Here is a 16977-nt window from a genome sequence, read left to right as displayed (position 1 = left end):
TACTGAATACTAAAAACTGTAGACTGAGTACTTCGATTAAAGGTACATCTCAATCAATCCCTCAGGCAAATCCATAATGATTTTTTTATTTTCACGGTCTACTTTTACCAAGAAATGGTCAATCATTGGGATTAAGATTTCGGCGTCGCCTTTTAGTACTTCAAATAAAGGTTGTGCAGTGGTGTCGTTGATAGATTGAATTTCTCCAACATAGCCTAAGCGTTGGTCTTCTACTTCAAAACCAATTACTTCGTGAAAATAGAATTTGTTGCCGCTTAATTTGGGCAACATTTTTAAGGGAAGATAAAGGTCGCATCCAATAAGTGCATCGGCTTGTTCTTCGGTAGCGATGTCTTCAAAACGGATGCGTAGAAAGTCGTTTTTGTGAAGGGAACTACTTTCAATAAAAAAAGGAACCAAGTGTTTGTTGTGATCAACAAACACTGATTCCAAGTTTTCGTATAACTCAGGTTCGTCCGTGTCTAGATAAGCTAGGACTTCCCCTTTGAAACTAAATTTTTTAGCGATTTTACCTAAATAGAAACAGTCCTCTTTACGCATTGTCGCTTGTTAAAATTAAGCCTCAGTTGTTTCGTTATTCTCTTCTGCAGCTGGAGCTTCTTCAGCTTCAACTTCAGCAACTTCTTCAGCAGGAGTTGCAGCAGCAATAGCAGCAGCTTCAGCTTCAGCTTGTGCAGCTAAACGTTTCGCGTTAACTTCTTGTTCTGCTTTCAAAGCTTTTGCTTTATCAGCAGCTTGAGCTTTAGTCAAACCTTCTTTTTTAGCAACAACTTTGTTTGCTTTTTCCTCTAACCAAGCTGCCAATTTAGCATCTGCTTGTTCTTGAGTCAAAGCTCCTTTGCGAACACCTCCATCAAGGTGGTGTTTCAATAAAGCACCTTTGTAAGAAAGAATTGCTTTAGCAGTATCGGTTGGTTGAGCACCATTGTGCAACCATTTCACTGCACTATCCAAATTTAATTCGATAGTTGCTGGGTTAGTGTTTGGATTGTAAGTACCGATTTTCTCTAAGTATTTACCATCTCTTTTTGAGCGAGCATCTGCTGCTACAACCCAGTAAAAAGGTTTTTGTTTTTTACCGTGTCTTTGTAATCTAATTTTTACTGACATAATCTTGTGATTAAATTTTGAGGTACACGACCTCGATTAATTAAGGGTGCAAAGATACATTTTTTATTTAAAAAAACTATAGTGGGCTATAATATTCATATTTAGATTTTTAATAAGGGCTACTTGTGTCTTTTTTTATTGTTTGAAATAAAAAAACTATAGATTTGTACCGAATCAAATTCACTAATTAATAGAATGAAAAAAATACTTTTTTTTGTTGCTTTAGCTTTAGTTATGAGTTCTTGCTCAGACGATGTGGTTTTCAATAATCCTTCTGTTCAAGGTTTGAAGGACAATGTTTTTTGGCGTGCTTTACAAAGCAAAGCGGTTGTGTCTAATGATGGTACAGTTGCAATTGAAGCTGTAACATTGAAGGAAAATTTAACTTTGCATCTTTCTTCTGTTCAAGAAAAAACGTATTTATTGGACAATAGTGCTGTGGATTATGTTACGTATACTTCTAGAGAGTCTTCGCCCGAGATTTCACTCACCTCTAAAAATGGAATGGGAAAAGGGAAGGTCATTGTTTCAGAATACGATGAAGTAAATAAAACAATTACTGGAACTTTTACTTTTGTAATCACTACTCCTGTAACAGGAACGCAAGAAGTTAAAGAATTTTATTTTTCGCAAGGTGTTTTTTACAAAGTTCCAGTATCTCCAGAAGTGGTGACTTTGGTCAAATAGTCTAGTTATTAATTTGTTACGATACTAATGAAATTGTTTTTTTTTCATAATTATTACATAAATCTTATAATAGATAGTAGATTAGAATAAAATAAGACTACATTTGTTGCATTATTATAAATAAGTACATATGAACATTTTTGTTGGAAGCCTTCCATTCAGTATTGAGGAAGCAGATTTAAGAGAGTCTTTCGAAGCTTACGGAGCAGTAGATTCAGTTAAAATTATAACGGATAAATTTACTGGTAGAAGTAAAGGTTTTGGTTTCGTAGAGATGCCAAATGACGCGGAAGCTCAAAAAGCAATTGACGAATTAAACGGTGCTACCGTTCAAGGACGTGCAATTGTGGTAAACAAATCTGAGCCAAAACCAGAAGGCGAAAGAAGAAGTTTCAACAACAACCGTGGTGGTGATTCACGCGGAGGTTACGGAAACAACCGCGGTGGTGGTGACAGAGGAGGAAGATATTAATATTTTTTTCTAGTATAAAAAAAGGGAACAATTGAAAAATTGTTCCCTTTTTTGTTATTTACTTTTCTTTCGATTGAAAGCGATTTATAAATTGGCCACTAACCAATCACCCACTTCGCTTGTTTTATAGGCTTTACTTCCTTTGGCAGCTAAGTCTTCGGTGACAATACCTTCTTCCAAAGATTTGTTGACTACGGCTCTTATGGCTTGTGCTTCTTCTTTTAATCCAAAGGCGTCTTCGAACATCATTGCGGCAGATAAAATAGTAGCCAATGGGTTTGCAATGTTTAGTCCTGTTGCTTGTGGGTACGACCCGTGAATGGGCTCGTATAATGAAGTGTGTTCTCCAACAGAAGCTGAAGGCATTAATCCCATAGAACCTGAAATTACAGAAGCTTCATCGGTTAATATGTCTCCAAATAGATTTTCGGTAATCAATACATCATAAGAGTTAGGCCATTGCACCAAACGCATAGCGACAGCATCAACAAATTCATAACTCACTTCTACTTCTGGATAATCTTTGGCCATAGTTTGAACCGTTTCTCTCCAAAGGCGAGAGGTTTCTAAAACATTGGCTTTATCTACACAGCATAATTTCTTAGAACGTGTCATCGCTAATTCGAAACCTTTTTTAGCCAAACGTTGTACTTCAGCTCTTGTGTACACACAATTGTCAAAAGCAGTTTCTCCATCATCTCTTCTTCCTTTTTCACCAAAATAAATTCCACCAGTAAGTTCTCTTAAGAAAACTAAATCTGTTCCTTCGATACGCTCTCTTTTTAAAGGAGAATTGTCAATCAATGAAGGAAAAGTAAATGTTGGACGTACATTGGCAAATAAACCTAGTTTTTTACGCATTAAAAGCAAACCTTGCTCAGGACGAACGGGTGCGCTTGGGTCATTATCGTATTTTGGGTGTCCAATAGCGCCAAACAAAACCGCATCGGCTTTCATGCATATTTCGTGTGTTTCGTCTGGGTAAGGAACGCCAACAGCATCTATGGCACAAGCACCTGTTAAGGCTGGTGTCCAAGTGATGTCGTGGTTAAATTTTTTGGCAATAGCATCAGCTACTTTTACGGCTTCGTTAATGACTTCTGGTCCGATGCCGTCTCCGGCTAAAAGGGCAATATTTAATTTCATGTGTTGGAAATTGTGATAGTTATGTAATGAATCCAAATGGTTGAGATTTGGAGTTTTATTTTTGAAATTTATACGGTTACAACATTAAGCATTTTTTGCGTAGCTACAATGGCTGCTACAGTTTGGTCGGAGTCTAATCCTCGTGTTTTGAATTCCTTTCCGTTTGCTGTCCAGGTGATAACCGTTTCACACAAAGCATCGGAGCTACTTCCTGGAGGGATTCTAACGGCGTAATCAACGAGCTTAGGTAAAGTCATTTTTTTGCTTTTGTAAATTTTGTTCAGAGCATTCATAAAAGCATCAAATTGTCCGTCTCCTTGTGCGTTTTCTTCGATTATTTCTCCATCAATTTTAAGACAAAGTGTAGTTGAAGGGCGCATTCCTTTAGCATGAACCAAAACATAGGATTGCACCACAACACGTTCTTGATAGGACTGACTGTCCAAAACATCGGAAATGATATAAGGTAGGTCTTCTTTGGTGACCGTTTCTTTTTTGTCGCCCAATTCAATGATGCGTTGTGTAACGAGTTTTAAATCTTCGGCATTGAGTTGTAGTCCAAGCTCTTGAAGGTTTTTTTCGATATTGGCTTTGCCTGATGTTTTTCCAAGCGCATATTTTCGTTTTCTTCCAAAACGCTCTGGTAATAAGTCGTTGAAATACAGATTGTTTTTGTTGTCTCCATCAGCATGAATACCAGCGGTTTGAGTAAAAACATTATCTCCAACAATGGGTTTGTTCGCCGGAATTCTATATCCAGTAAAAGTTTCTACAAGTTTGCTAACTGAGTATAGAGAAGTTTCTTTGATATTGATTTTTACTTGAGGTAAAAAATCATTGATAACGGCAACGGTACTCTCCAAAGGAGCATTTCCGGCGCGTTCTCCCATTCCATTTACAGTTACGTGTAAACCGCTGATTCCTGCTTTTATGGCTTCCATAACATTGGCTACACTAAGGTCATAATCGTTGTGAGCGTGAAAATCAAAGTGAATGTCAGGGTATTTTTGTGTTATTTTAGAAATGAATTCAAAAGTATCCGAAGGAATTAAAACACCTAGTGTATCGGGTAATAAAATTCTTTTAACGGGTTGTTGAGTGATAAAATCCAAGTATTGAAATACATAATCAGGAGAATTGCGCATACCGTTACTCCAATCTTCGAGGTAAACATTGGTGGCAATTCCGTTTTGATTCGCGAGTTCGATTGCTTGTGCAATTTCTGCAAAATGCTGTTCAGGTGTTTTTTTTAATTGGTGGGTTAAGTGGTTCAAAGAACCTTTGGTTAAAAGATTTTGAACTTTGGCCCCTGCTTTTTTCATCCATTCAATAGAAATCCCTCCATCAACAAATGATAAAACTTCTATTCTGTCAGTATATCCCTTGTTAATAGCCCAGTCCATAATACCTTTTACCCCTTGAAATTCTCCTTCACTCACACGTGCCGAAGCAATTTCGATGCGGTCAATGTGTAATTCTTCTAATAATAATTGAGCAATGGTTAGTTTTTCTGCAGCCGAAAACGATACGCCCGAAGTTTGTTCTCCGTCGCGTAAGGTCGTATCCATTATTTCAATCTTTTTCTGTTCCATTGGGGAATTATTTTCGGATTAAAGTATCCTTTTTTTTATTTAAAGCGAATCCTATATCATTTTAGAAACGATATAGGACAGCACTATTGGGTTGTAAGTAACTTAAGGTTCTATATCAATTGTTTACTGGCAAAATCAACAATTTCTTCTTTGATATTGTTTAGATAATCGATGTCATCAAAACCATTAATCATGTTGTTCTTTTTGTATCCGTTGATGTCAAAAGATTCTTTTTGACCAGTAGACAATAAAGTAATGGTTTGTTCAGGTAAATTGATTTCTAGCGCTGTTTTTGGATCTGCTTCTATTGCTTTAAAAATAGTATCAGCAAATTCTGGGCTTACTTGTACTGGTAAAACTCCAATATTTAAACAGTTTCCCTTGAAAATGTCTGCAAAGAAACTTGAAACGACCGCTCTAAATCCGTAATCATAAACTGCCCAAGCAGCGTGCTCTCTTGAAGACCCAGAACCGAAGTTTTTTCCTCCAATTAAGATCTTTCCAGAATAAGTAGAATCATTTAAAACGAAATCGGCTTTTGGTGTGTCGTCTCCATTATATCTCCAGTCACGAAATAGGTTGTCTCCAAAACCTTCACGTTTTGTGGCTTTCAAGAAACGAGCAGGTATGATTTGATCTGTGTCTACGTTTTCTATCGGTAGTGGCACTGCACTACTGGTAAGGATGGTAAATTTATCGTATGCCATTTGACTTTATTTTGGTTTAGCCCTCAATTTCCGAATGGGAGTAGTAAGAGGACTTATGTTGTTGTAAAATATTTTTAGTTCTTTGGTAATTTCCCTTTGCGGTGAAAAATTACATCAATTCCCGTGGATCTGTTAGTTTTCCTGTCACAGCTGCAGCAGCGGCCATTATTGGAGAGGCTAACATTGTTCTTGATCCAGGACCCTGACGGCCTTCAAAGTTTCTGTTAGAAGTACTTACGGCATATTTTCCAGCTGGAACTTTATCATCGTTCATTGCTAAACAAGCCGAACAGCCTGGCTGACGCAATACAAAACCAGCTTCTGTTAGAATGTCTAAAAGTCCTTCTTCTTTTATTTGTGCTTCAACAACATGTGAGCCAGGTACTAACCAAGCCGTAACATTATCTGCTTTTTTGCGGCCTTTAACAATTTCTGTAAAAGCTCTAAAATCTTCAATACGACCGTTGGTGCAGCTTCCTAAGAAAACGTAATCGATTGTTTTGCCAATCATAGTATCAGCTTCATTGAAGCCCATATAGGCCAAAGATTTTTTGTAGGTTTCCTCGCCACCTTCTACTTGATCTGCACTTGGAATAGATGCTGAAATTCCAATTCCCATTCCAGGATTGGTTCCATAAGTAATCATTGGTTCAATATCAGCAGCATCAATAGTTAATTCTGCATCGAAAACTGCATCGGCATCCGTTTTCAAAGTTTTCCAGTATTCAACTGCTTTAGTCCAAGCTTCTCCTTTTGGGGCATATAATCTGCCTTCCAAGAAATCAAATGTTTTTTGATCGGGAGCAATCATACCTCCACGAGCACCCATTTCTATACTTAGATTACAAACTGTCATACGGCCTTCCATTGACATTTCTTCAAAAACATTTCCAGCATATTCAACAAAGTAACCGGTTCCTCCAGAAGTTGTTAGTTTTGAAATGATGTACAAAGCCACGTCTTTTGGTCCCACACCTTTGCTCAAAGTTCCGTTTACGTTGATACGCATTTTTTTGGGTTTCGGTTGCATAATGCATTGCGTAGAAAGTACCATTTCTACCTCCGAAGTTCCGATTCCAAAGGCAATGGCTCCAAATGCACCGTGAGTTGAAGTATGTGAGTCACCACAAACAATAGTAGCACCTGGTAAAGTAATTCCGTTTTCAGGTCCTACCACGTGAACAATTCCATTTTTTTGGTGTCCTAAACCCCAATGGGAAATACCGTATTCTGCAGCGTTATCTTCTAATGCTTTCAATTGATTAGCCGATAGAGGATCTTCTACTGGTAAATGTTGGTTTATTGTCGGGGTGTTGTGATCGGCAGTGGCAAAAGTACGTTCTGGATATAATACCTTAACGCCTCTAGCTTTTAAACCTAAAAAAGCAACGGGACTAGTCACTTCGTGAATGAAATGACGGTCAATAAAAAACACATCTGGTCCATCCTCAATTTTACGCACCACGTGCGAATCCCATACTTTGTCGAATAATGTAGTACTCATTGTTAACTATTTTTTTAAGTGTATTGGTCTTTTTTGTTGGGTTGCTACCCAAAAAGTATAACTTGGAAGGCAAATGTAGCAAACGAATAAAAAGTGTCAATTTTGAAATTTCATTATATACGATACCCAAATTCTTTTTCTACGGCAGATTAGAATTAATAACTTTCTTTTTTAAGGAAAAAATTGGATTGGTTTTACTATTGATTTGAAAAAAGGAAACGTCTTTTTTTAAAATTAAAATCCTTTTTAGATATGGGATTTTTGTTGTGTTATTTTTAAAACAAACCGTTTTTTCAATGATTTCACTGCGTTTTTTCTATCTAAATCTCGTTTTTTGATTAAAAACAGTCAGCAAAGTGCTGTTTTTGTGCTAAGTGAAAGTGGTGCTATTTAGAAGTAAAATCGATAAAATGAGTTCTTTAAAACACTTTTTTTTTAATTGAAAACTACGACATCCAAAAATGAGATTTGCTGTTTTTTTAATGAAAATGGTGTAGATTTATTTGGCTTTGGTGCTAAAATTTTAACCTTGATTTAGATTGGAATAAAAAAACAAATTGCCTCTAGTTTCTTTAAAAAAAAACTAAATTTGAACTTCCGCCAATTTGTATTGTACTGTTTTTTATACTCCATAAAACCAATGTTTTAAGGAGTTTCAAAATTGGATTTTGGAATTTTTAATCTTTGTTATTTTAACTTATGTACTTAATATTCGATACCGAAACCACCGGATTACCCAAGCGTTGGGGCGCACCCTTATCTGACACAGATAACTGGCCAAGATGTATACAAATCGCTTGGCAGTTGCATGATGACATGGGGAATTTGGTGGAGCATCAAGATTATTTGGTGCAGCCAGAAGGGTTTAATATTCCTTATGACGCTGAGCGAATCCACGGAATTTCTACCGAATTGGCGCAAGCAGAGGGAATTCCATTGGCGGAAGTATTAGAGAAGTTCAATATAGCTTTAGGCAAAGCCAAATTTATTGTAGGTCAAAATGTAGGTTTTGATGTCAATATTATGGGTTGCGAGTTCTATCGTTTGGGTGTAGCTTCGCCTATGGGGGAGATGCTGATTCTAGACACGTGTACAGAAGTAACCGCTTCCTTACTAAAATTGCCTGGAGGTCGAGGAGGTAAATTCAAATTACCGACGCTTACCGAGTTGCATCAGTATTTGTTTGACCAACCGTTTGCAGAAGCACACAACGCTACTGCCGACGTTGAGGCAACCACAAGATGTTTTCTAGAATTAATTAGAAAAGAAGTTTTTACCAAAGAAGAGTTGGAGGTGGAACCCATTTACTTCAAGGAATTCCAAAGTAAAAATCCAGACCCTTTTCCGCTAATTGGATTAAAGCACATCAATCTTAAGAAGGCTTCTGATGCGATTCGGGAACAACTTAAAGCCTCAGGTGTTGTTACCGATGCACCAATTTTAACCGAAACAGAAAAGAAAGATTTTTCGGCAGCAGCTTTTGCTCATTTGCATAATCACACACAGTTTTCTGTTTTGCAATCCACCATTGCGATTGGTGGTTTGGTGGCGGCTACAGCCAAAAATAAGTTTCCTGCAATAGCCATGACGGATACGGGTAATATGATGGGTGCTTTTCATTTTGTGAGTGCCGTTATGAATTACAACAAATCGGCGTCGGCTAAAAATAAAGCATTGGTAGAAAGTGGAGAAGAGCCTACTGAAACCGAAATAAAACCCATTGTAGGTTGTGAATTTAATATCTGTGACAACCATTTGGATAAAACCAAAAAAGACAATGGCTATCAAGTAGTTTTATTAGCAAAGAATAAAAAAGGCTATCACAATCTTGCCAAAATGGCTTCTATTGCTTACACCGCTGGTTTTTATTATGTCCCAAGAATTGACAGAACTATAGTCGAACAGTACAAAGAAGACATTATGGTGTTGTCTGGAAATTTATACGGAGAAATTCCAAGTAAAATTCTGAATGTAGGGGAGAACCAAGCAGAGGATGCATTGCTTTGGTGGAAAGCACAATTTGGAGACGATTTGTATCTCGAAATCATGCGCCACAATCAAGAAGATGAAAATAGGGTGAATAAAACACTCATTGAATTCTCTAAAAAACATCAAGTCAAGCTTATTGCCACCAACAATACCTATTATTTAAATAAAGAAGATGCCAATGCACACGATATTTTGTTGTGTGTAAAAGATGGTGAAAAACAAGCTACGCCCATTGGTAGAGGGCGAGGCTATCGTTATGGATTGCCAAATCAGGAATATTATTATAAGTCAGGTGAGGAAATGAAAAAACTCTTTGCCGATTTGCCTGATGCGATTATCAACATTCAAGAAATTGTAGATAAAGTTGAAATTTACTCCTTGTACCGTGACGTACTGTTGCCTAAATACGATATTCCACAAGAATTTGTGGTGGCAGAAGATGAAGCTGATGGTGGCGTTAGAGGTGAAAATGCCTATTTGCGACACCTTACGATGGAAGGAGCAAAGCGACGTTATGGCGAAATCACGGAGTCGATTCAAGAACGATTGGATTTTGAATTATTGACCATTTCCAATTCGGGTTATCCAGGTTATTTCTTAATTGTACAAGATTTTATCGCCGAAGCACGAAAAATGGACGTTTCTGTGGGACCTGGTCGTGGTTCGGCAGCGGGTTCGGCGGTAGCGTATTGTTTAGGAATTACCAATATTGACCCCATTAAATACGATTTGCTTTTTGAGCGTTTCCTAAATCCGGATCGTGTGTCCATGCCCGATATTGATATCGATTTTGATGACGAGGGCCGTGGTCGTGTAATGGATTATGTTATCAATAAATATGGTGCCAATCAAGTAGCGCAAATTATTACCTACGGTAAAATGGCTACGAAGTCGGCTATTCGAGATACGGCTCGTGTTTTGGATTTGCCTTTGTTTGAAGCGGATAGAATTGCGAAGCTAATTCCAGGGATGATGCCATCAAAATGGAATTTGGCGCGTTTTATTTCTGAAAAAGAAGAGGACGTAAAAAAAGCGTTGCGTTCGGATGAGTTTGATAGTGTAAAAGAATTGATTGCCATTGCCAATGGAGGAGATTTGGCTGGAGAAACCATTCAGCAAGCCAAGATATTGGAAGGTTCGATGCGAAACACGGGTATTCACGCTTGTGGGGTGATTATTACGCCATCAGATATTACCAATTACGTTCCAGTAACAACAGCTAAAGATTCGGATTTGTATGTTACCCAGTTCGACAACTCGGTGGCTGAAAGTGCAGGATTGTTGAAAATGGACTTCTTGGGGTTGAAAACCCTAACATTGATAAAGGACACGGTTAAGTTGGTCAAATACCGAACAGGAATTCAGCTCGACCCCGATACGTTTCCTATTGATGATGTCAAAACCTATGAGCTGTTCCAAAGAGGAGAAACAGTAGGGATATTCCAATACGAGTCACCCGGAATGCAAAAATACATGAAGGACTTGAAGCCTACTGTTTTTGGGGATTTGATTGCGATGAATGCCTTGTATCGTCCAGGGCCGTTAGAGTATATTCCGTCTTTCGTTCGAAGAAAAAATGGCGAAGAAGAAATCAAATACGATTTAGAGGCTTGTGCTGAATATTTGTCTGAAACCTACGGAATTACGGTATACCAAGAGCAGGTGATGCTTTTGTCTCAATCTTTGGCTGGTTTTACCAAAGGTGAGGCCGACGTTTTGCGTAAGGCAATGGGTAAAAAACAAAAAGACGTATTGGACAAAATGAAGCCGAAGTTTGTGGAACAAGCAGCTGCCAAAGGTCATGATGCAACGGTTTTAGAAAAAATCTGGAAAGACTGGGAAGCTTTTGCGAGTTATGCTTTTAATAAATCGCACTCAACTTGTTATGCTTGGATTGCGTACCAAACGGCTTATTTGAAAGCGCATTACCCTGCTGAATACATGGCCGCAGTACTTTCGAATAATATGAGTGATATCAAACAAGTTTCGTTCTTTATGGAAGAATGTAAGCGTATGGGATTGCAGGTTTTAGGACCTGACGTGAATGAGTCTTTCTATAAGTTTACCGTAAATGAAGAATATGCCGTTCGTTTTGGAATGGGAGCCATCAAGGGCGTTGGTTCAGGTGCTGTGGCAACAATTGTTGAAAACAGGAAAGACGGTAAATACAAATCTATTTTTGATTTAGCCAAACGTATCGATTTGAGAGCGGCGAATAAAAAGGCCATCGAGAATTTGGCTTTGGCAGGAGGATTCGATTCGTTTGAAGGTACCACACGAGCACAATATTTTCATGACGATGGTGATGGTATTACCTTTTATGAAAAAGCAATGCGTTATGGGGCGAAATACCAAGAGAATGAAAATTCTTCGCAAGTGAGTTTGTTTGGTGAAACCAGCGAAGTGCAAATTGCTGAACCAGTTGTGCCGCCATGCGAAGATTGGAGCACGATGGAGAAATTAGCCAAAGAGAAAGAAGTAGTTGGTATCTACATTTCAGGTCATCCATTAGATGATTATAAATTTGAGATGAAGTACTTCTGCAATGTTAGGTTAGAGGCTCTTAAAAATTTAGAGCAACATGTTGGAAAAAACTTGACGTTTGGTGGTATTATTAATAACGTCCAGCATCGAGTAGCCAAAAATGGAAAAGGATGGGGAATGTTTACGCTCGAAGGTTATGATGAAAATTTTGAGTTCCGAATCTTTGGAGAAGAATACTTGAAGTTTCGTCATTTCTTTATCCAAAACAATTTCACTTATATAAAGATACTAGTTAAAGAAGGTTGGGTCAATCAAGAAACAGGTAAACGAGCCGACCCTAGAATTCAGTTTGTTGAGGTAAAACAATTGCAAGATGTATTAGAGGCGTATGCTAAGAAATTAGTCTTACTTTTAAATATTAAGGATATAGAGACTGAGTTTATTTATAGGCTCAATCAGTTGTTTTTACAAAATAAAGGAGAGCATACGGTAACCTTTGAAGTAATGGAGTTGGAACGAGTGCGCAGAATGGTAGAAAGAACGACTGCCATTGAGGGAATAGAGGATGCTGATTTTGTTGATGGTAATGAGACTGAAGAAGGAGAGAATCTTGAGAATCCTGTGTCAAGTACTGCGACAAAAGTAGAGGAAATAGAGGAAATTAAAGTTGTGACCAAACTAGCTATGCCTAGCCGAAAAGTAAAAATTAAAATTTCGAATGAGCTTTTATTTGAATTAGAGAAAATGCAAATCAACTTCAAATTGAATTAATTTTAAGAGTTAAAAAAATAGAACATGCCATGTAATTTAACATAATAAAAATGGATTAAAAATTCTTTTCTTAATAAAAATATCAAGAAAACGTTTTCGAGGGTTCTAGAATTGTTGGTCTCTTTGAAATGACTTAAATTATTATAAGTTTGCAGCGTTAAACAAAATTACTATTATGAAAAAGAATTTATTTTTATTTGGTTTCGTTTTGATCGCTACTGCTATGATGGCGCAAACCGAAAAAAGTGAGAGCTGGTATTTTAAAATAGGCGGGTCTTATTTTATGCAAACTGCGGCTACTGAATTTCCTACAGTTGGGGGTAATCTTCCATTAAGTAAGGTTTATCAAGGAGGGAAGTTAGTTTCAGAAGAAAGTGTAACTGGGTCTTTTGGAGAAGGTTTTAGAACAGGATTAACAGCTGGATACAGATTTAACAAACGTGTTGGGGTAGAGATGGGTGTGAACTATTACTCTAGCAAAGATAAAACGATGGCTCAAACTAAATCTGATTTGCCAATCACGCCTGAAGGTGTGTATAGTTTTAAATCAGTAGGTCAAATTACTGCATTTGATTTGGCGCCATCTTTAGTGTTGTTTTTAGGTGAGCACAAAGGATTTGAACCATATACAAAAGTTGGGATTTTGGTTCCTATTCACGGTGATTTAGAAATTACTTCAGATGCTTACGCTCCAATTGCGTTTAGTGCGACAGGTGTTCCTACAGCTTTTGGTAATGTGCATAGTGTTGATGTAGTGAAACCAAATCCAACGATTGGTTTTTCTGCTGTAATGGGAACTTCTTATAAAATTGGAAAAAATCTATCGCTTTTTGCGGAGTTAGAATATCGTAACTTTACAGTTCACGGAAAAACAAAAGAGACTACCGAGTTCACAGTAAATGGTGCGGATGCTTTAGCGACTAGAACAAAAGCTCAAATACATACTAATTATAGAGATAGATTGGATGTTAATTCTAATAATCCTTTATTTAATCCTAATACGGCAACAGTAATTGATAGAAAAGATACAACTAGGCCTAATGAAGCATTGGATGAATTAAGTTCATATGTTGGAATTAGTGGTTTAGGATTGACTTTAGGCTTGAAATACAGTTTGTAATCCTTACTAGGGAATTATTAAGATTGAAAAGAGTTGCTCGGATAGAGCAGCTCTTTTTTTGCAAATAAGCACAAACAATGGAATGATAGCCAAAACTAATTTACAGATGCTTTGGGATTGATTTTTAATTCCTAAATTTGAGCCTTATTTAAGAAAAATATCAACCGACGCCGAAATCAGTAGAGGAGGAGTCACTTAAACAAATAGAAAATGGCTTTAGCAATAACAGATGCTACTTTTGAAGAAGTAGTTTTGAAATCAGACAAACCTGTAATGGTTGACTTTTGGGCTGCATGGTGTGGGCCATGTAGAATGGTTGGACCTATCATTGATGAATTAAGCAATGAATACGAAGGAAAAGTTGTAGTAGGAAAAGTAGACGTTGATGCTAATCAAGAATTTGCTGCCAAATACGGAGTTCGTAACATTCCAACGGTTTTGGTTTTTCATAACGGCGAAGTAGTTGGAAAACAAGTAGGGGTTGCTCCAAAACAAACGTATGCAGATAGTTTAGATGCTTTGTTGTAATCTAGAGATTCTAAAACATAGAAAGGTTTGATGAAAGTCAAGCCTTTTTTTATGCCCAAAAATGAGTGTCCGTTGCTCCAAAAGGGTACAATGTTTCTCTCTAGCCCCGATGGGAGCGGCATCCTGTGACTCTGGGGTTCAGAGTCACAGATATAGCGGACAGCGGGAACAATGATGGTAAAAAAAGCCTTTGTTTCTGCTTCAAAAAAAGAATCTAACGTTGATTTTTGATATATTTGGAAGATGAAGATGGAATCACAAATAGATAAGATAAGTAGGTTTCAGCATTTGGAATTGCTGGCCAATCAAGTCGTAGAGGGCTTTATATCGGGTATGCATAAAAGTCCGTTTCATGGTTTTTCGGCAGAGTTTTCGGAACATAAAGTGTATAATGCTGGCGAAAGCACTAAGCACATGGATTGGAAATTGTATGCTAAGACGGATCGTTTGTATACTAAGCGGTATGAGGAAGAGACGAATATGCGTTGTCATATTATTATTGATAATTCGTCGTCTATGCATTATCCGAAACTAACAAGCGGCCAGTTGTTTTATGAGAATAAGATTGGTTTCTCGGTTTTAGCTTCGGCGGTGTTGATGAATATTTTAAAAAAGCAACGTGATGCGGTGGGGTTGAGTGTTTTTTCGGATTCGTATGAATATTATGCTCCTGAAAAAGGTAGTGATCGTCATCATAGAATGTTGTTGAATACGCTCGAAAATTTACTCGAAAACCAAACGCCAAAGAAAACGACTGATACGGTTACTTATTTGCATCAAATTGCAGAAAAAATGCACCGTAGATCGATGATATTGCTTTTTACGGACATGTTTCAGTCAAATGAGGCGAGTTCCTCGGATGAGAAGTTATTTGCAGCCTTGCAGCATTTGAAGCATAATAAGCATAAAGTGGTTCTTTTTCATGTTATGGATTATAAAACAGAACTGAATTTTGACTTCGATGCGACTCCAAGACGATTCGTAGATTTAGAATCTGGTGAAGAAATTGCTGTTTTTGCCGATACTATTAAAGAATCCTACGAGAAAAAGATGCAGGAATACTTCGAAAAAGTAGTTATGACGTGTGCACAGAACAAGATTAAGTATATTCCGGTGAGTGTGGGTGAAAATTTTGAAAAAATTTTAACGACCTATTTAATTGAAAAACAAAACTTTGGATAATAATCGTTATTTTTATTTAAATTTTTTTTCAAAAACGCTTGGAAAACTAGAAATCTGTTGTATCTTTGCCACCGCAATAACGCAGAGGTTTGGTAGTTCAGTTGGTTAGAATACATGCCTGTCACGCATGGGGTCGCGGGTTCGAGTCCCGTCCAGACCGCAATATTGGGGAAAGCACTTCAGAGATGAAGTGCTTTTTTGCCCAAATACGGTATCTAAAGTTAGTTGTGTTGTTTGCTGCGAATTTGTAACTCGTAGCGCGGTTTAGTAGTTAGACCAATGAAAAGCTTTTCGCCTCGGCGAATGGCTTTTTTGATTTTAGAGTGTTTTGTGTTTTTGAAAAAATTCTCTAAAGCGTGTCTTAACTTTTCAAATCTTACAGTAAGTTGGCTTTATGTTGCCAAACTATCCAAACAAAAACACCTAAGTGTACACTGCAAACAATAAACTTAAGAAAGCTTGAAGCTAGAAAGCCTATAAAAGAACCAGTGGCAGCTTTTAAAGCACGTTGGTGATCTTTGTTATCATATAGCATTTCGCCAATAAAAGCGCCTAAAAAAGGCCCGATGATGAATCCAAAAGGAATAGGTGTTAGTAATCCAATCACTAAACCGATATTGGTGCCCCAAATACCATAGGTACTTCCTCCAAATTTTTTGGTTCCCTTGGCTGGAATCACATAGTCTAAAATGGTTAAAAGCAAAGTAAGTCCTAAGCTGATGCTCAAAATCCAATAATTTACAGGAATTGCATCGGTACAATATAATAAAAGTAAGCCTATAAAACTCAGACTAGGACCAGGGAGTAATGGTAAAAAGCTGCCTAAAATTCCTAAAATAACAAATAAAAACCCGACGCTTAAAAGCAGTATGTCCATAAATTTATTTTTAGTAATTTTGAAATCAGATTTGTGGTATTTTGGGAGTATTGTAAAAGTATTAAATTTCTTTGAAAAAGAATTTTATTAAGAGCAATATTGCGGTTCTTAAGTATAAAAAAATGGTTGTAGAGAACTATAAAATCATTTACAACTCAAACTACAGTCGAAGTTAATTATAATAAAGTGTATTTTTGTTTAATATTAGTCCAATCCAAACAACTGCTTTGAGTAAAAGTTACTGTTATCTATTGTTGCTGGTGTTCGCCTCTTGTCAATATTTTGAGAAGCAAGTTCCCTCTGAAAAGGAATTGCTTCAAAAGGAATTGAAATCCATTAATTGGAAAGAAGTTGACGAATATCCCTCTTTGGTAGATTGTGAAAGCGTGACCGACAAGAAGCAACAACAGCAGTGCTTTTTTGAACGATTGACACAATTGATTCAAGAAAAATTGAGTGTAGACACCTTGGCGGTACTGTATCCAGAGCTTGATACCATCGAAGTCAAAGTCACCGTTTTTCCCAATTCAACACTAAAATTTGAACCCCAATTTTCCAAGGATTCTGTGGCTTACGATACCATCAAAATTGATAGTATTCTTCGCGCCCGTTTGGTCGATTTTCCTAAGGTAAATCCCGCGATTAAACGGGGAATTCCTGTGAAAACACAATTTATTTTGCCAGTAATTTTAAAAGTAGAATAATAGCTTATCCTGAGTTGAACTGTACTGAGCCAAGTCGAAGTGAGGAGCTATTTCCAGCTGTCCACTATATCTGTCGCTCCGAA

At 37.3% G+C, this 16977-nt stretch carries 14 protein-coding genes and 1 tRNA gene; 8 read left to right on the top strand and 7 right to left on the bottom strand.

Going from position 1 to position 16977, the window contains the following annotated elements; genetic code table 11:
- Positions 1-36: 36 nt before the first annotated feature.
- A complete protein-coding gene (gene rimM / locus WFZ86_RS06130; protein ID WP_342691118.1) occupies positions 37-561 on the bottom strand; it encodes a ribosome maturation factor RimM in 525 nt (174 codons plus the stop codon).
- A gap of 15 nt (positions 562-576) precedes the next feature.
- Positions 577-1131, bottom strand: coding sequence for a 30S ribosomal protein S16 (locus WFZ86_RS06125; RefSeq protein ID WP_064715449.1), 555 nt, complete (start codon positions 1129-1131; stop codon positions 577-579).
- Between the two features lie 195 nt (positions 1132-1326).
- Here WFZ86_RS06125 and WFZ86_RS06120 point away from each other — a divergent pair, with 195 nt between their 5' ends.
- Both WFZ86_RS06120 and WFZ86_RS06115 read left to right on the top strand, forming a co-directional pair.
- Positions 1327-1818, top strand: a complete 492-nt coding sequence (locus WFZ86_RS06120) for a DUF6252 domain-containing protein (protein WP_342691117.1) — start codon at positions 1327-1329, stop codon at positions 1816-1818.
- A gap of 130 nt (positions 1819-1948) precedes the next feature.
- Positions 1949-2290 (top strand): RNA recognition motif domain-containing protein, encoded by a 342-nt coding sequence (locus WFZ86_RS06115; RefSeq protein ID WP_064715451.1) that lies wholly within the window; start codon positions 1949-1951, stop codon positions 2288-2290.
- Between the two features lie 84 nt (positions 2291-2374).
- On the opposite strand, the gene leuB is transcribed toward WFZ86_RS06115, so the two are convergent.
- The 4 genes from leuB to leuC form a co-directional block, all read right to left on the bottom strand.
- Positions 2375-3436, bottom strand: coding sequence for a 3-isopropylmalate dehydrogenase (leuB, locus tag WFZ86_RS06110; RefSeq protein ID WP_342691116.1), 1062 nt, complete (start codon positions 3434-3436; stop codon positions 2375-2377).
- 68 nt (positions 3437-3504) lie between these two features.
- On the bottom strand, positions 3505-5028 hold the full coding sequence (locus WFZ86_RS06105; protein WP_342691115.1) for an alpha-isopropylmalate synthase regulatory domain-containing protein: 1524 nt from the start codon (positions 5026-5028) through the stop codon (positions 3505-3507).
- 110 nt (positions 5029-5138) lie between these two features.
- On the bottom strand, positions 5139-5735 hold the full coding sequence (gene leuD / locus WFZ86_RS06100; protein ID WP_342691114.1) for a 3-isopropylmalate dehydratase small subunit: 597 nt from the start codon (positions 5733-5735) through the stop codon (positions 5139-5141).
- A 109-nt stretch (positions 5736-5844) separates the two neighbouring features.
- Positions 5845-7239: a 3-isopropylmalate dehydratase large subunit gene (gene leuC, locus WFZ86_RS06095; protein WP_342691113.1), complete on the bottom strand. Its 1395-nt coding sequence runs from the start codon at positions 7237-7239 to the stop codon at positions 5845-5847.
- 699 nt (positions 7240-7938) lie between these two features.
- Between leuC and dnaE the strand changes: the two genes are divergently transcribed.
- The 5 genes from dnaE to WFZ86_RS06070 all read left to right on the top strand — a co-directional run bounded on the left by dnaE (position 7939) and on the right by WFZ86_RS06070 (position 15473).
- Complete coding sequence (dnaE, locus tag WFZ86_RS06090) at positions 7939-12483, top strand: DNA polymerase III subunit alpha (protein ID WP_342691112.1); 4545 nt, start codon at positions 7939-7941, stop codon at positions 12481-12483.
- Positions 12484-12658: 175 nt separating this feature from the next.
- A complete protein-coding gene (locus WFZ86_RS06085) occupies positions 12659-13603 on the top strand; it encodes an outer membrane beta-barrel protein (RefSeq protein WP_342691111.1) in 945 nt (314 codons plus the stop codon).
- 210 nt (positions 13604-13813) lie between these two features.
- The gene (gene trxA / locus WFZ86_RS06080) at positions 13814-14131 is read left to right on the top strand and encodes a thioredoxin (protein ID WP_024980008.1); all 318 of its coding nucleotides are present in this window, start codon (positions 13814-13816) and stop codon (positions 14129-14131) included.
- Between the two features lie 243 nt (positions 14132-14374).
- A complete protein-coding gene (locus tag WFZ86_RS06075) occupies positions 14375-15313 on the top strand; it encodes a DUF58 domain-containing protein (RefSeq protein ID WP_342691110.1) in 939 nt (312 codons plus the stop codon).
- An 86-nt stretch (positions 15314-15399) separates the two neighbouring features.
- A tRNA-Asp gene (locus WFZ86_RS06070) sits at positions 15400-15473 on the top strand.
- 216 nt (positions 15474-15689) lie between these two features.
- On the opposite strand, the gene WFZ86_RS06065 is transcribed toward WFZ86_RS06070, so the two are convergent.
- Complete coding sequence (locus WFZ86_RS06065) at positions 15690-16190, bottom strand: DUF456 domain-containing protein (protein ID WP_342691109.1); 501 nt, start codon at positions 16188-16190, stop codon at positions 15690-15692.
- 227 nt (positions 16191-16417) lie between these two features.
- Between WFZ86_RS06065 and WFZ86_RS06060 the strand changes: the two genes are divergently transcribed.
- On the top strand, positions 16418-16894 hold the full coding sequence (locus tag WFZ86_RS06060) for a hypothetical protein (protein WP_342691108.1): 477 nt from the start codon (positions 16418-16420) through the stop codon (positions 16892-16894).
- The last annotated feature ends 83 nt before the right edge of the window (positions 16895-16977 follow it).

The organism is Flavobacterium polysaccharolyticum, assembly GCF_038739875.1.
In the GTDB taxonomy this organism is placed as follows: domain Bacteria; phylum Bacteroidota; class Bacteroidia; order Flavobacteriales; family Flavobacteriaceae; genus Flavobacterium; species Flavobacterium polysaccharolyticum.
The sequence above is the reverse complement of the archived record's forward strand: the minus strand, read 5'-3'. Positions and strand labels throughout refer to the sequence as shown.

Bases quoted from the DNA above. Each gene is read 5' to 3' on its own strand.
- rimM (WP_342691118.1), bottom strand. From the start codon at position 561: ATGCGTAAAGAGGACTGTTTCTATTTAGGTAAAATCGCTAAAAAATTT.
- WFZ86_RS06125 (WP_064715449.1), bottom strand. From the start codon at position 1,131: ATGTCAGTAAAAATTAGATTACAAAGACACGGTAAAAAACAAAAACCT.
- WFZ86_RS06120 (WP_342691117.1), top strand. From the start codon at position 1,327: ATGAAAAAAATACTTTTTTTTGTTGCTTTAGCTTTAGTTATGAGTTCT.
- WFZ86_RS06115 (WP_064715451.1), top strand. From the start codon at position 1,949: ATGAACATTTTTGTTGGAAGCCTTCCATTCAGTATTGAGGAAGCAGAT.
- leuB (WP_342691116.1), bottom strand. From the start codon at position 3,436: ATGAAATTAAATATTGCCCTTTTAGCCGGAGACGGCATCGGACCAGAA.
- WFZ86_RS06105 (WP_342691115.1), bottom strand. From the start codon at position 5,028: ATGGAACAGAAAAAGATTGAAATAATGGATACGACCTTACGCGACGGA.
- leuD (WP_342691114.1), bottom strand. From the start codon at position 5,735: ATGGCATACGATAAATTTACCATCCTTACCAGTAGTGCAGTGCCACTA.
- leuC (WP_342691113.1), bottom strand. From the start codon at position 7,239: ATGAGTACTACATTATTCGACAAAGTATGGGATTCGCACGTGGTGCGT.
- dnaE (WP_342691112.1), top strand. From the start codon at position 7,939: ATGTACTTAATATTCGATACCGAAACCACCGGATTACCCAAGCGTTGG.
- WFZ86_RS06085 (WP_342691111.1), top strand. From the start codon at position 12,659: ATGAAAAAGAATTTATTTTTATTTGGTTTCGTTTTGATCGCTACTGCT.
- trxA (WP_024980008.1), top strand. From the start codon at position 13,814: ATGGCTTTAGCAATAACAGATGCTACTTTTGAAGAAGTAGTTTTGAAA.
- WFZ86_RS06075 (WP_342691110.1), top strand. From the start codon at position 14,375: ATGAAGATGGAATCACAAATAGATAAGATAAGTAGGTTTCAGCATTTG.
- WFZ86_RS06065 (WP_342691109.1), bottom strand. From the start codon at position 16,190: ATGGACATACTGCTTTTAAGCGTCGGGTTTTTATTTGTTATTTTAGGA.